Source organism: Vibrio parahaemolyticus, from assembly GCF_900460535.1.
Classification (GTDB): domain Bacteria; phylum Pseudomonadota; class Gammaproteobacteria; order Enterobacterales; family Vibrionaceae; genus Vibrio; species Vibrio parahaemolyticus.
Window position 1 is genome coordinate 2,978,390 of record NZ_UHIL01000001.1, and the last position, 13,930, is coordinate 2,992,319.

The window sequence follows — 13,930 nt, forward strand, 5'->3', positions numbered from 1 at the left end:
TCTTTTTCTATTCAAACATTCACTAAGCTTTGAACGCTTTAAATGCGTTGATTAGACCGTTTGTTGAGCTGTCGTGCGAGTTGATTTGAGACGCATCTGCAAGCTCAGGTAGGATTTGGTTAGCCAGTTGTTTACCTAGCTCTACGCCCCATTGGTCAAAGCTGAAGATGTTCCAGATAACACCTTGTACGAAGATTTTGTGTTCGTACATCGCAATCAAGTTACCTAGCGTACGAGGCGTGATTTGCTTCACTAGGATAGAGTTTGTTGGACGGTTACCTTCAAACACTTTGAATGGCGCAATCGCTGCCACTTCTTCAGCGTTCTTACCTGCTTTCACCAACTCTTCTTTCACGGTTTCTTCACTCTTACCAAACGCTAGTGCTTCAGTTTGCGCAAAGAAATTCGACATCAGTTTTTGGTGGTGGTCACCCGCAGGGTTGTGGCTGATTGCAGGTGCAATGAAGTCACATGGGATCAGCTTAGTACCTTGGTGAATTAGCTGATAGAAAGCGTGCTGACCGTTGGTACCTGGTTCACCCCAAATGATTGGGCCTGTTTGGTAAGTCACAGCATTGCCTTCACGGTCAACATATTTACCGTTTGACTCCATGTTACCTTGCTGGAAGTACGCCGCGAAACGGTGCATGTACTGATCGTAAGGTAGAATAGCTTCTGATTCCGCACCGTGGAAGTTGTTGTACCAAATACCGATAAGCGCAAGGATCACAGGAATGTTGCTTTCTAGATCTGTTGATACAAAGTGCTTGTCCATCTCGTGAGCGCCATCAAGCAGCTCAACGAAGTTGTCGTAGCCTACCGCTAATGCGATTGATAGACCGATCGCAGACCATAGTGAGTAACGACCACCAACCCAGTCCCAGAATTCGAACATGTTCGCTGTATCGATACCGAATTCAGACACGGCTGTCGCATTCGTTGAAAGCGCAGCAAAGTGCTTAGCCACGTGAGCTTGATCGCCTGCTGACTCTAAGAACCAATCACGTGCTGTGTGCGCGTTAGTCATGGTTTCTTGCGTTGTGAACGTCTTAGACGCGATCAAGAATAACGTCGTTTCTGGGTTAACTTTCTTCAACGTTTCAACGATGTGAGTACCATCAACGTTAGATACGAAGTGAAGGTTTAGATGATTTTTGTACGGTGCTAGTGCTTCCGTCACCATGTAAGGGCCAAGGTCAGAACCACCGATACCGATGTTCACGATATCTGTAATTGCTTTACCAGTGTAACCTTTCCATTCACCGCCGATAACGCGGTCAGTGAATGATTTCATTTTTTCTAGAACCGCGTTCACTGCTGGCATTACGTCTTCGCCGTCTACCATTACTGGTGTGTTCGCGCGGTTACGTAGTGCAGTGTGAAGAACAGCGCGACCTTCTGTTTGGTTGATCGCTTCGCCACTGAACATCGCTTCAATTGCAGATTTCAGCTCAGTCTCGTTCGCAAGAGCGAACAGGTGCTTCAGAGTTTCCTCATTGATGAGGTTCTTTGAGTAATCGACTAGGATGTCTGAGCCGAAACGTGCAGAGTATTTGTCGAAACGCGCTGCGTCTTGAGCAAATAACTCTTTAAGATCCATATCTTGTGCAGATTCGAAATGCGCCGTTAGCGCTTTCCAAGCTTGTGTTTGCGTTGGATTGATATTTTTCAACATGGTCTTTATCCCGATGTTACAGTAGGTTCCATTCCTTACAGTCTAGCGAAAACTGTGGAATCCCCGATTTAGCAAATAGAATATTAATTAGATGTTTGGGCGAATTGCCACAAAACAAGTCTTTGTAATTTTTTTTCAGGCGCCAATTATGACCGAGTGCTTTTACACTCACATTGAGTTAGGTCACGTTCCCTGCCCTGAATTTGAACAATTCATTTATGGTGGCAAGAATCATATCATTTACTTATGACAGGCTCTAATTGGAATAGGATAGACGCCAATTTATAAATTTCCAAAGGAACACGTATGTGGGCACAAAAAACACTGCAATTAAAAGCGAGAAGTCGCGGTTTTCATCTAATTACTGATGAAATTGAACAACAATTACCGCAAATACACGATCTTTCAGTAGGTTTGTTACATCTATTTATTCAGCATACCTCCGCCAGTCTGACCTTAAATGAGAATGCAGACCCAACTGTGCGCATGGACATGGAAGCGCATTTCAACAAGTTTGTGCCGGAGAGAGCTCCTTATTATCAGCACACCTATGAAGGTGATGACGACATGCCAGCACACATTAAAGCATCGCTGCTTGGCAGTAGTGTGACGATACCAATCCAAAATGGTCGATTAGCATTAGGAACATGGCAAGGTATTTACTTGGGTGAGCACCGAGACTTTGGCGGCAGCCGCCGCATCATTGCAACCATCAATGGCGAGTAAGAAGGATAAAACAAAGGCTAACCGTAAGATTAGCCTTTGTTTTTGTCATCTTGCTTAGAAGGGTTGATTGATCATCACTCGGAACGTCCCTTCGTCTGCACCCTTGGCAACTTCAGCGCGAACCACAACACCTTCAACTTGGAAACGAACCGCGCCACCGACGCTCCATTTCATGTCTTCATGGAGTGTTTTTAAATCGTATTCATCGGCAACTCGCCCCACCTCAACAAACGCAACCCATTGCCACCAAGGCATATCGTAGTAATTGAGAATGGGAATGTCGTCCAGAGGCTGCCAGTCTGGTAATACTCGATATTCGGCAGAATAGTGAATTGCAGAGCGTCCATGGTAACGACCTGCGGTATAGCCTCTCAAACGGTACAACCCACCCAAACGAACTTGTTCTTGCTCTGGCGGACGACTACAAACAACACCATCACATTGATTCCAAGTTGGTGTGTCGGCTGTATAAAAATCCAAGGCCAGTACTTGTTGATCAAACCAATCACCAAGAGGCCCCAGCGAGTAATATTGGCTATTTTGGAATTCCCACTTTAGCCACAGATCCTCTGATTGCCCACTTTCTGCGCCCGTCGTCAAATTCAAAGAGGTATGCGAGCCTCGGGTCGTGTTACGTGCGCTATCGCGGTTGTCCCAATCAAAACCCAATGTAAAACCGTAAGCTTGCTCTTTCTTATCATTGTATACATCCAACGCTCGTGAAGAATAAAAAGGCGTCAGCAGGATAGAGCTAACGCCCGACGCCAAAGGCGATGCATTGCGAACGTCGCGGCTGGGTAGAAACGCGCCTTTCAAACCATGATCGTTCACCGCCCCCCACGGCAACAGGTATTTGAATTCGAACTTATACTTTTGCTCATCACTGTTTGTGATCGTCTGAGATTCAAACGACGAATTGTTATCGCCTTGCTCACCTAAGTAATAGGGACTGTCATTAAAACGAGCTTGGTACATCTGAGTACTGAACAGCACATTGGGGGAGAGCGCATAATTAAATGCAGAGAGGAAACCAATATAGCTGTCTTTCTCCGAATACAGCCCCATACCAAATAGTGCAGCTTGAGGCTGACCAACCCCTTTAGCAACCCCCGCAACTCCAACGGTACTGCCCAACGTATCGGTACTGAAATAGAACGGGACAAAGGCTGAGTCTTTCTCTGAACTTAGCGCCGGAGAAGACAAAAAAATGCTGGCAGAAAGTGCCAGCATTGAGGTGATTCGTTTATTCATGGATTACTTGGTATATTCCATTTCGACGCGAGGCGTCAATTTGGTCACCAACTCATAAGCTATCGTACCAATGTGATTCGCAACCTCTTCGACAGGTAATTCTTTACCCCAAAGAATCGCTTCGTCACTGACCTTATCTGTGGCATCAGGACCTAAATCTACCGTCAGCATATCCATTGATACTCGACCCGCGATCGGTACTGTACGACCATTCACCCACACCGGTGTACCATTGGGTGCACTTCTTGGGTAGCCATCGCCATAGCCCACTGCAATAACGCCGACTTTTGTGTCGCGTTCACTTGTCCAGATACCACCGTACCCCACGCTTTCACCTTTCTTGACTTCACGAACCGCAATAAGATGAGACTTCAACGTCATCACTGGTTGGTAACCCAAATCTTGAGCCGTTTTGTCGCTAAATGGTGATACGCCGTACATAATAATGCCCGGACGAACCCACTCTAATTGGCTTTGAGGCCATGCTAATAAACCCGCAGATGCCGCTAGCGAGCGCTCACCCTGACAGCCCGAGGTTAATGACATAAACAGCTCAATTTGTTGCGGCGTGATGCTACTATCAAGCTCATCCGCACAACCAAAATGACTCATGTATCGCAATGGCTTCGCCACATTCGGGCACGTTTTTAAGCGAGAAATGAATTCATCATACTGCTCAGGGCGAACACCCAAACGATGCATACCACTGTCGATCTTCAACCAAACGACCACTGGCGTTTCTAAATCCGCCTGTTCCAACGCGATAAGTTGCTCTTCACAGTGCACCACGGTTTGGATGTTGTTCGTCACTAACACAGGCAGATCGCCCGGCGAATAAAAACCTTCTAGCAAGAGAATCGGCTTTACCACACCACAAGCACGCAGTTGCAGCGCTTCTTCAATGCGAGCCACACCAAAGGCATCGGCATGGTTAGCATGTTTCGCCACATGACGTAGACCATGGCCATAACCGTTGGCTTTCACTACCGCCATCACTTTACTTTCTGGTGCTTGCGCTTTCACACGCTGCAAGTTGTGCTGCAACGCAGACAAGTCAATGCATGCTTTTGCGGCTTTCATGTAGCTCATAGCATTACTCATCATCAATATCGAATGCTGGACCCGCGTAATTATCAAAGCGCGAGTGTTGTCCTTGGAATGTTAAACGCACCGAGCCAATAGGACCGTTACGTTGTTTACCGATAATTATTTCCGCCGTGCCTTTGTATGGGCTATCTGGGTGATAGACCTCATCACGGTAGATGAACATGATCAAGTCGGCATCCTGCTCGATGGAACCCGATTCACGCAAGTCCGAGTTAACAGGTCGTTTATCCGCTCGTTGCTCTAGGGAACGGTTTAGCTGCGATAGTGCAACGACAGGCACGTTCAACTCTTTCGCCAGTGCTTTAAGCGAGCGAGAAATCTCGGCAATCTCAAGAGTACGGTTATCGGTTAGCGAAGGTACGCGCATCAACTGAAGGTAGTCAACCATGATCATTGACAGACCTCCGTGCTCACGAGCAACACGACGGGCACGTGAACGCACTTCGGTTGGCGTTAAGCCTGAACTGTCATCTATGTACATATTTTTCTTCTGCATCAGGATACCCATGGTAGAAGAAATTCGTGCCCAGTCTTCATCATCCAACTGACCCGTACGGATCTTGGTTTGATCTACGCGAGACAAGGATGCCAACATACGCATCATCAACTGTTCCGCCGGCATCTCTAGCGAGAAGATCAAAACGGGTTTGTCTTGCTGCATTGCCGCGTTTTCACACAAGTTCATCGCAAAGGTGGTTTTACCCATCGATGGACGCGCTGCCACGATAACTAAGTCAGAACCTTGGAGACCCGCGGTCTTTTTGTTGAGGTCAGTAAAACCAGTATCGACACCTGTCACGCCATCTTGCGGCGTTTTGTACAGCAGTTCGATACGTTCTAGCGTCTTTTCTAGGATGTTGTCGACGTTTTGTGGACCTTCGTTTTCACTGGTGCGAGACTCGGCGATAGCAAAAACTTTACTCTCCGCCATGTCTATCAAATCTTCAGAACTGCGACCTTGAGGATCGTAACCCGCGTCCGCAATTTCGTTCGCAACACCAATCAAACCACGGACGATCGCACGTTCAGCCACAATATCTGCGTAGGCATTAATGTTGGCAGCACTGGGCGTGTTTTTCGCTAAGTCAGCAAGGTAAGCAAAACCACCCACATCTTCTAGTTGCTCGTGTCGCTCTAGGTGCTCAGACAGAGTGATAAGGTCAAGCGGTTTGCCCGACTCAAGAATGGTTTTCACACCTTCAAAAATAAGACGGTGCGGACGGCTATAGAAATCACTGGCGACAACTCGCTCAGCAACGGTATCCCAACGTTCATTGTCCAGTAAGAGACCACCAATCACTGATTGCTCTGCTTCTAGTGAGTGAGGTGGCACTTTGATTGCGTCGACCTGACTATCTGAAGGTTTGCGATTTCTGTTTTCCGCCATGACTTTGCTCGATAACTACTAATGACCCACGATTATAACCTTAAAGTTAACTAAGATGCTTCCCCGAAGCGACAATTACTTGTTAAGAAATCAACATGCCGATAGCTAGCCTAAACGTTTTAAATTCGCCCCTTTCATCAAAACATATAACCCTTAGATAAAACGATTGAAGCGGAAGATTTGATGCAGGTGTCGCCTTAGCAATAAGTGGGAATTCCATTCAGCTCTAATAAAATTTAACCTACCATTGACCCAACAAAATATCTGTATCAGTATCATGCCCCTCCTTTTTAATTACGTTCGAGGTTGATGTGTCCCGATACTGGTTACTTGGCTTGAGCTTACTGTGCACGACTGCATCGTACGCTGAAGAATCAGTACAGCCAGAGCAAAATATTGATGTGCCCAACCCTCTACAAACTGAGGTAGAGTTTGGCTATCAAGCTCACACAGGTAACACGGACTCTCGTTCCCTGAATGCTCGTTTGAGTGCTGAATATACGTCTGGCAGGCACCGTTCAAACGGTGAATGGAAGTACTACAACCTGTACAAAGACGGCGAAGAAGACAAACGTTCATCAACATATTCTGTTCAAAGTGACTACAAGTTAGGACCAAAAACCTACTTGTATGGTAGCTTTAAAGGCGTTGATTCGCGCTATAGCGCCTATTTCAAAGATTACACCTTATCAGGCGGTCTGGGTTATCAGTTTTCCTACACCGAAAACTTTATCTTAGAAGCTGAGATTGGCCCTGGTTTTCGTTATCAGGAACCGAACTTGGATGAGATTGATGATGACGATATCGTCTTTCCTAACATCGTTCGTGAAGGCATTTTCCGTGGCAACCTCAATACCACGTGGCACGCTCTGGATAACTTGAGCTTTGCCGCTGATATCACGCTTGTTACGGGTAGAAGTAATACGCGAGTGGATAGCGAACTCAGTGTCACTAATGACATTACCGAAGACATTGCATTGAAACTGGCTCACTCGCGTCAATACCACGATAAAGTACCAGAGGGATTAAGCAAAGCCGACAGTGTGTTCTCCGTCAATCTGCTTTTCGCGTTTTAATCTCCAATTTTTATCACTCAATTTCAGACCAAAAAAAAGCACCTCCGAAGAGGTGCTTTTTAGTATTTCGTCTTAATACTGAATTACTCAGCAGCAACAACCTGTACTTTCGCAGTAGCGAAAACTTCAGAGTGAAGTTGAACGCTGATCTCGAACTCACCAGTTGTACGTAGAGCACCTTCAGGAAGGCGAACTTCGCTCTTAGCAACTTCAACGCCTGCAGCTGTGATAGCTTCAGCGATGTCACGAGTACCGATTGAACCGAATAGTTTGCCTTCGTCACCAGCTTTAGAAGCGATAACAACTGCTTCTAGAGCGTTAACTTTCTCAGCGCGAGCTTCTGCAGCAGCTAGTTGCTCAGCAACTTTAGCTTCTAGTTCAGCACGACGTGCTTCGAACATTTCAACGTTGCCTTTAGTAGCCATAACTGCTTTACCCTGAGGGATAAGGAAGTTACGAGCGTAGCCAGATTTAACGTTTACTGTATCGCCAAGACCACCTAGGTTACCGATTTTATCAAGTAGAATAACTTGCATTGCTTAATCCTCTTTCTTAATAAACGGAACCGATTACTGATGCTTGTCAGTGTACGGTAGTAGAGCTAGGTAGCGTGAACGCTTGATAGCACGTGCTAGTTGACGCTGGTACTTAGCGCTTGTACCAGTGATACGGCTAGGTACGATTTTACCAGCTTCAGTGATGTAGTTTTTAAGAGTTGCTACGTCTTTGTAATCAATCTCTTGTACGCCTTCTGCAGTGAAACGGCAGAATTTACGACGACGGAAGAAACGAGCCATGGGCTATCTCCTGATCTTAAATTTGAGTAATATTGTCGGCATGTAACACTAATTTCCCAACGCCATTTCGGCCGGTCTGATAAGCGACAAAACCACTTACCTTAATGTTACTGCCTTGTACTAAATTCTGAGTAATTGCTTGTGACCTAAGCCCGCTGACGACTACCGGCATACGACAATAAACTTGTCTCGGTAAATCAGCTTCGATAACAGTAGAGCGATGCTCTAACCAAAACCGACAGTGTTCAATGCCACCAGGGCTTTTGCTACGAATGGGCGGTTTGGCAATGGTGCCGCTCAGCTCCATTCGGTTGGTCATAACAAAACTTACTCAGCAGCTTCTGATTTAGCTTCAGGCTTAGCTTCAGAACGCTCTTCACGACGTGGAGCACGCTCTTCTTTTTGCTTAAGCATGATAGATTGCTCAGTGATCGCTGCTTTAGTACGCATGATCATGTTACGTAGAACTGCATCGTTGAAACGGAAAGCAGTTTCTAGCTCATCGATTACAGCTTGGTCAGCTTCAACGTTCATTAGAACGTAGTGAGCTTTGTGAAGCTTGTTGATTGGGTAAGCCAGTTGACGGCGGCCCCAGTCTTCTAGACGGTGGATTTTACCGCCAGCTTCAGTGATAGAACCAGTGTAACGCTCGATCATGCCAGCAACTTGCTCGCTTTGATCTGGGTGCACCATGAATACGATTTCGTAATGACGCATGGGTTGCTCCTTACGGATTATTCAGCTTCCACAAATGGCTCAGTCGTCCAGAGGAAGCAAGGAACTAAAGAAAATTGACTGAGTTTAAGGAGCACGAATAGTACAGAAAGGCCGCAAAATAGGCAAGTGATTATTTGCGCAGCGCGCGGGATATTTTTGTTTGGCTCGTGCCAGAAACGACAAAGGCTGCCAGCAAAGTGGCAGCCTTTAAAATCAGAGCGTTATAACGCTTATTTTTAGCACTTATTCTACTTGAGCAAGCTCAGTGCGCATTTGGTCGATCACTTGTTTGTAATCTGGCTGACTAAAAATCGCAGAACCCGCCACAAACATGTCCGCTCCTGCTTCAGCAATTTCACGAATGTTGTCGACTTTCACACCACCATCGATTTCCAGACGGATATCGCGACCAGACTCATCGATCATCTTACGAACAGCGCGAAGTTTATCTAGCGTGTGAGGAATGAATGACTGGCCACCAAAGCCTGGGTTTACCGACATCAGTAGAATCAGGTCAACTTTGTCCATGATGAACTCAAGATGCGCAAGCGGTGTTGCTGGGTTTAATACCACACCCGCTTTACAGCCGTGTTCTTTGATAAGCTGAAGAGTACGGTCTACGTGATCAGAGGCCTCAACGTGGAAAGTGATCATTGATGCGCCAGCTTTCGCAAAATCAGGGATGATGCGATCTACCGGTTTTACCATTAGATGAACGTCGATTGGCGCAGTGATACCGTAATCGCGTAGCGCTTTACACACAGGAGCACCAAAAGTCAGGTTTGGTACATAGTGGTTATCCATAACATCGAAATGCACCACATCTGCACCCGCTGCGAGTACTTTTTCTACGTCTTCACCTAGACGTGCAAAATCAGCCGATAAAATGGATGGAGCAATAAGAAAATCTTTCATACCTGACCTCAGTAGTGACGAGCAAAACAGCAAACCAATTTGCGCGCAATTCTACCGAAGCCAGTGGGGAGATCCACTATTTAGAGAAAATAGTGTCAGAACTATGAAGCAGCGCTATCTGATTCCGGCGCTTTGAACAAGGCGAGCAGTTCGTCAACTTTGTTACGACCACTACCGTTTCGGCTAATGGTGCGTTTCACTTTCACCACACTTAAATCCGCACCGTGGTAAAGGCGGCGCGTTAGTGTTGTGTCGTGATTTGAAATCAACACCGGAATCCCACGCTCAGTAGCCGTTCTTTCTGCCATGTCGGCTAGTGCCGCTTGGTCGTCCAACGTGAAACCATTACCTGCGTATGAAGTGAAGTTTGCCGTGTTTGAAAGTGGCGCATAAGGTGGATCGCAATACACAACGCTGCCCTTGCGCGCACGACGAAATGTTTCAGGATAACCTTCGCACACAAACGTAGCTTTTTTGGCTTTCTCGGCAAAAAACTCCAATTCCGCCTCTGGGAAATAAGGTTTTTTGTAAGAGCCAAACGGCACGTTGAAGCCACCTTTTTTGTTGTAGCGGCATAAACCATTAAAACCAAAGCGGTTCATGTAAAGGAATGCAAGTGAGCGATACATTACGTCATCGGTTTTATTAAACTCAGCACGAATGCTTAAGTACGCTTCTTTGCGATTGTTTTCGGCGACAAACCAGCGCTTCGCTTCTGAGATATATTCCTCAGGACGCTCTTTAAGCAGGTTGTAGAGATTAATCAGGTCGGGATTGATGTCCGCCAACAGATAGTGGTCATAGTCGGTATTAAGAAAAACCGAGCCAGCACCAACAAAAGGTTCAACCAGCTTTCGAGCCGGTGGCAAATGACGTTGGATGTCTTCAACCAGTCCGTATTTTCCTCCTGCCCATTTAAGAAAGGCTCGCTGCTTTTTCATCTACTGCTCTATCTATCGACCAAAAATTAAGGCTGCGGAATGTAACATATTTTTCAGCGAAGCTCAGGATTATTTCACGCGATCAATTTCTCGATGAACTTGGCCTAGCGATTTTGCCCATGGGCTCACCGACTTAAGTGAATCTGGCAGCTTCTCTACCGCGTCTCGAGCCATTTGAATTGTCGGATAATCTTGGTAAGTCACGATGTACCATTCCGTTCCACTGCGAACCGTCGGATAAATGCGTACCTTGTTATTCAGCTGATGCTCATCAAGAAAAGCTTGCACATCTTCCATTGATGTCATGGCTGCTAACTGCAAGGTGTACGCTCTTGGAGATAACGCTTTTAACTCTTCACGTGAAAACGAGAATTTGACGATAGGTTTACTTGAGGTCGTCTCTGTTTTAGCAACCTCTTCTGATGCGGCATCGCTTGGCTTCACCACTTTAATCAAAGAAGAGTTTGTCTCTGACTGGGTTTTCGCTTGAGGTTCAGCCCCTTCTACTAACGCTTTAATATTGTCTGTATTCGCTTGCTCAGGCTTACCTTCTAACAGAGCATCAACCACGTCAGATTCAATCACCACACGCTGTTGGGTGTCATCATTTCCGACGCTTGCTACTTCTTCTGTCACCGTTGGTGGCAATGAGTTGGAATCGTCAGTCGCATCTGATAAATCGCCGTCATTTGGCAAGTCGTCAGTCACTGAGGTTAAATTAGATTCTGATGGCGAAAGAGTCGGCTCAGTGAGTGTCGGAATGGCAGTTTGCTCAATGCTTCCCGTGATCTGCTGCGCTTTGTCATCTGGGCTTGGCTGATTAAACATCCACCAATAACCACCAGCGGCCAGCAACAGTAGCACCAAAACCACTAATGCGATGTTGAGTGGCGATCCGACAATTGAACGGATAATGATCCTTTTTTCCACTTTCATCTCTCCTAATGCCATGATGTCACCCGGAATCGGGTCGACTTTCTTAAATGCATCTCGAACACGTTTCTCCGCATCGTCATCGACATACCTAACCACTAGTGATTCGAAGAAACGACGCGCTTCCACTTCGGATAGCATATCAATATCAAGTTCAACTGGCTTAAGTTCTTGCCCATAACTCAATCGAGACAAGACCGACTCCAAACGCCCAGACTGAGTAAAAAGCAACACGTTGATCGTCCAGTTCGGCTTTTCATGCGCCTCTAAGACTAACGTCCATAACTCCGAAACGAGCGTTTCACTAAGTAAATGAGCGTCATCAATAACAATCGCAATATCGCAAGGCTCACCTTCGAGAATACGCTCTAGACTGTCGAGTAAAGGCTCTTGTTGATTAAACAATGCATCGGAAACCAGCTGACTCAAGATGAGGACGCGACGCTGCACGTCATCTTGGGTCGCATGGCAAAGTAACAAACATTGATTTTTGTTACTCGCCCCCAACTCAAGGTATCGTTGCGCCAGCCAAGATTTTCCATACCCATCAGGGCCATTGATCGCAATAAGGTTGGATCCAAAGTTGGTCAACAACTCCAATCTATCCAATAACTCGGTTTGAGAATCTAATTCCAAAACGTGAGCAAAACTCATCTAATAACCTTCTTAAACAACAAGAATGACGCCAGATGGCGTCATTACAAGGTTAAATATTGCGACCGAAATCAATAGCCTGCTGAATCACTTCTTGTGAAGTATCGGCTATCACTTCCGCACTGCCAATTCCGGTTGGTAGAACTAAGCGCAATTGACCTGACAGCACTTTTTTATCACGCATCATATGCTTGATAAAGTCATCAAAACTCATGCTGTCGGGTGTGTGGACTGGCAATTTCGCTCTGCGCAACAATGCAATAATACGCTCAAACTGCTCTTCAGAAATCAGTCCACGCAGAAGTGACGTTTTGGCCGCCATCACCGTACCAGAAGACACCGCCTCACCATGTAACCAATTGCCGTAGCCTAATTCAGCTTCTATCGCATGACCGAAAGTGTGACCCAAATTGAGCAACGCTCGAATTCCAGACTCTTTTTCGTCTTGTGCAACCACTTCAGCTTTAATTTGGCAGCAACGTGCAATAGCATAGGTAAGCGCGTCTTCATCCAACGTGTATAAACGGTCTAAATTTTCTTCCAGCCAATCAAAGAATGCACCATCATAAATAATGCCGTATTTGATCACTTCAGCTATACCAGCAGCAAATTCACGCTCAGGTAGCGTCGATAAACAGTTGGTATCGATGATCACCGCTTTCGGTTGGTAAAATGCGCCAATCATGTTTTTACCTAGCGGATGATTGACTGCCGTTTTGCCGCCAACGGAAGAATCCACTTGGGACAACAACGTCGTTGGAATTTGGATAAAGTCCACACCTCGCTGATAACAGGCTGAAGCAAACCCGACGAGATCTCCGATTACACCACCACCGAGGGCGATAATGACCACATCACGAGCATAACTTCCCTCTAGCAGGAAATTCATGACTTGGTTAAACACATCCAGGTTTTTGTACTGCTCGCCATCAGGCAACTCAAGTAACGAAGCATCACAACCAAGTTGTTTTAGTTGATGAAGGATTTTATCGGCATACAAAGGTGCCACTGTGACATTACTGATCACAACGACTTTTTGATTGGTATTTTTGTTTGAGAGAACTTGAGAAAGGTACGCCGGGTCCTCAAACAACCCGGCGCCTATAGAGATTGGGTAGCTACGCTCTGCTAGATTGACCGTAATCCGTTCCATCGGTGTGCTCCAATTAAAAGAAGATAAGTACTTATCTCTCTTCTAGCATTTTTACGATCTGGTTGGCTACCACTTTTGCACTTTGATCGTCAGTGCGAACAGTGTAATCCGCTACTTCTTCGTATAACGGGTTACGTTCTTCAGCTAATTGCTCCAATACTTCACGAGGGTTGTCCGTTTGAAGTAGAGGACGCTTCTTGTCACGGTTAGTACGTGCAAGTTGCTTTTCAATTGTCGTTTCTAGGTAAACAACTACACCGCGAGCAGAAAGACGGTTACGGTTCTCTTTGCTTTTCACAGAGCCGCCGCCAGTTGCCAGCACGATGCCTTGTTCTTGAGTCAGATCTTCAAGTACCGCTTCTTCACGCTTACGGAAGCCTTCTTCACCTTCTACATCAAAAACCCAAGAGATGTCTGCACCAGTGCGTTCTTCAATCACTGTATCGGAGTCAACAAACTCCATATGCAGTTGCTGTGCTAGATGTCTACCAATTGTACTTTTGCCGGCGCCCATTGGGCCAACAAGGAAAATATTACGTTTCTCAGCCATGTTTAGCAGTAATTTACAACATTGATTCAATAAGATCGCCACAAGAAA

General features: G+C 46.1%; 15 protein-coding genes. 2 read left to right on the plus strand and 13 right to left on the minus strand.

The window, feature by feature from the left end; translation table 11 throughout:
• Positions 1-22: 22 nt before the first annotated feature.
• Positions 23-1,675: a glucose-6-phosphate isomerase gene (gene pgi / locus DYB02_RS15265; protein ID WP_029784682.1), complete on the minus strand. Its 1,653-nt coding sequence runs from the start codon at positions 1,673-1,675 to the stop codon at positions 23-25.
• 306 nt (positions 1,676-1,981) lie between these two features.
• Between pgi and DYB02_RS15270 the strand changes: the two genes are divergently transcribed.
• Positions 1,982-2,401, plus strand: a complete 420-nt coding sequence (locus tag DYB02_RS15270) for a secondary thiamine-phosphate synthase enzyme YjbQ (protein WP_029806651.1) — start codon at positions 1,982-1,984, stop codon at positions 2,399-2,401.
• A gap of 54 nt (positions 2,402-2,455) precedes the next feature.
• On the opposite strand, the gene DYB02_RS15275 is transcribed toward DYB02_RS15270, so the two are convergent.
• From DYB02_RS15275 to DYB02_RS15285, 3 genes are read right to left on the minus strand one after another with little or no spacing between them, the layout of a single operon-like run.
• The gene (locus DYB02_RS15275) at positions 2,456-3,652 is read right to left on the minus strand and encodes a BamA/TamA family outer membrane protein (protein WP_029845808.1); all 1,197 of its coding nucleotides are present in this window, start codon (positions 3,650-3,652) and stop codon (positions 2,456-2,458) included.
• Between the two features lie 3 nt (positions 3,653-3,655).
• A complete protein-coding gene (gene alr, locus DYB02_RS15280) occupies positions 3,656-4,732 on the minus strand; it encodes an alanine racemase (RefSeq protein ID WP_005496583.1) in 1,077 nt (358 codons plus the stop codon).
• A gap of 13 nt (positions 4,733-4,745) precedes the next feature.
• Entirely contained in the window at positions 4,746-6,146 is a 1,401-nt protein-coding gene (locus DYB02_RS15285; RefSeq protein ID WP_005455859.1) for a replicative DNA helicase, read from the minus strand.
• 311 nt (positions 6,147-6,457) lie between these two features.
• On the opposite strand from DYB02_RS15285, the gene DYB02_RS15290 reads away from it, so the two are divergent.
• Positions 6,458-7,222 (plus strand): DUF481 domain-containing protein, encoded by a 765-nt coding sequence (locus DYB02_RS15290; RefSeq protein WP_029806380.1) that lies wholly within the window; start codon positions 6,458-6,460, stop codon positions 7,220-7,222.
• Between the two features lie 83 nt (positions 7,223-7,305).
• Here DYB02_RS15290 and rplI read toward each other — a convergent pair whose 3' ends face one another.
• From rplI to aroK, 9 genes are all read right to left on the minus strand, one after another.
• Positions 7,306-7,758: a 50S ribosomal protein L9 gene (gene rplI / locus DYB02_RS15295; RefSeq protein WP_005480442.1), complete on the minus strand. Its 453-nt coding sequence runs from the start codon at positions 7,756-7,758 to the stop codon at positions 7,306-7,308.
• 33 nt (positions 7,759-7,791) lie between these two features.
• The gene (rpsR, locus tag DYB02_RS15300; protein WP_000090472.1) at positions 7,792-8,019 is read right to left on the minus strand and encodes a 30S ribosomal protein S18; all 228 of its coding nucleotides are present in this window, start codon (positions 8,017-8,019) and stop codon (positions 7,792-7,794) included.
• Between the two features lie 16 nt (positions 8,020-8,035).
• The gene (gene priB, locus DYB02_RS15305) at positions 8,036-8,338 is read right to left on the minus strand and encodes a primosomal replication protein N (RefSeq protein ID WP_005467185.1); all 303 of its coding nucleotides are present in this window, start codon (positions 8,336-8,338) and stop codon (positions 8,036-8,038) included.
• An 8-nt stretch (positions 8,339-8,346) separates the two neighbouring features.
• Positions 8,347-8,736: a 30S ribosomal protein S6 gene (gene rpsF / locus DYB02_RS15310; RefSeq protein WP_005381299.1), complete on the minus strand. Its 390-nt coding sequence runs from the start codon at positions 8,734-8,736 to the stop codon at positions 8,347-8,349.
• A 243-nt stretch (positions 8,737-8,979) separates the two neighbouring features.
• The gene (rpe, locus tag DYB02_RS15315; protein WP_005496581.1) at positions 8,980-9,651 is read right to left on the minus strand and encodes a ribulose-phosphate 3-epimerase; all 672 of its coding nucleotides are present in this window, start codon (positions 9,649-9,651) and stop codon (positions 8,980-8,982) included.
• A 101-nt stretch (positions 9,652-9,752) separates the two neighbouring features.
• Positions 9,753-10,592: a Dam family site-specific DNA-(adenine-N6)-methyltransferase gene (locus tag DYB02_RS15320; protein WP_005486862.1), complete on the minus strand. Its 840-nt coding sequence runs from the start codon at positions 10,590-10,592 to the stop codon at positions 9,753-9,755.
• Between the two features lie 69 nt (positions 10,593-10,661).
• Positions 10,662-12,179 (minus strand): SPOR domain-containing protein, encoded by a 1,518-nt coding sequence (locus DYB02_RS15325; protein ID WP_025532850.1) that lies wholly within the window; start codon positions 12,177-12,179, stop codon positions 10,662-10,664.
• Between the two features lie 52 nt (positions 12,180-12,231).
• Entirely contained in the window at positions 12,232-13,332 is a 1,101-nt protein-coding gene (gene aroB / locus DYB02_RS15330; RefSeq protein WP_005496576.1) for a 3-dehydroquinate synthase, read from the minus strand.
• Positions 13,333-13,363: 31 nt separating this feature from the next.
• Positions 13,364-13,882, minus strand: a complete 519-nt coding sequence (aroK, locus tag DYB02_RS15335) for a shikimate kinase AroK (RefSeq protein WP_005381319.1) — start codon at positions 13,880-13,882, stop codon at positions 13,364-13,366.
• Positions 13,883-13,930 lie beyond the last annotated feature (48 nt).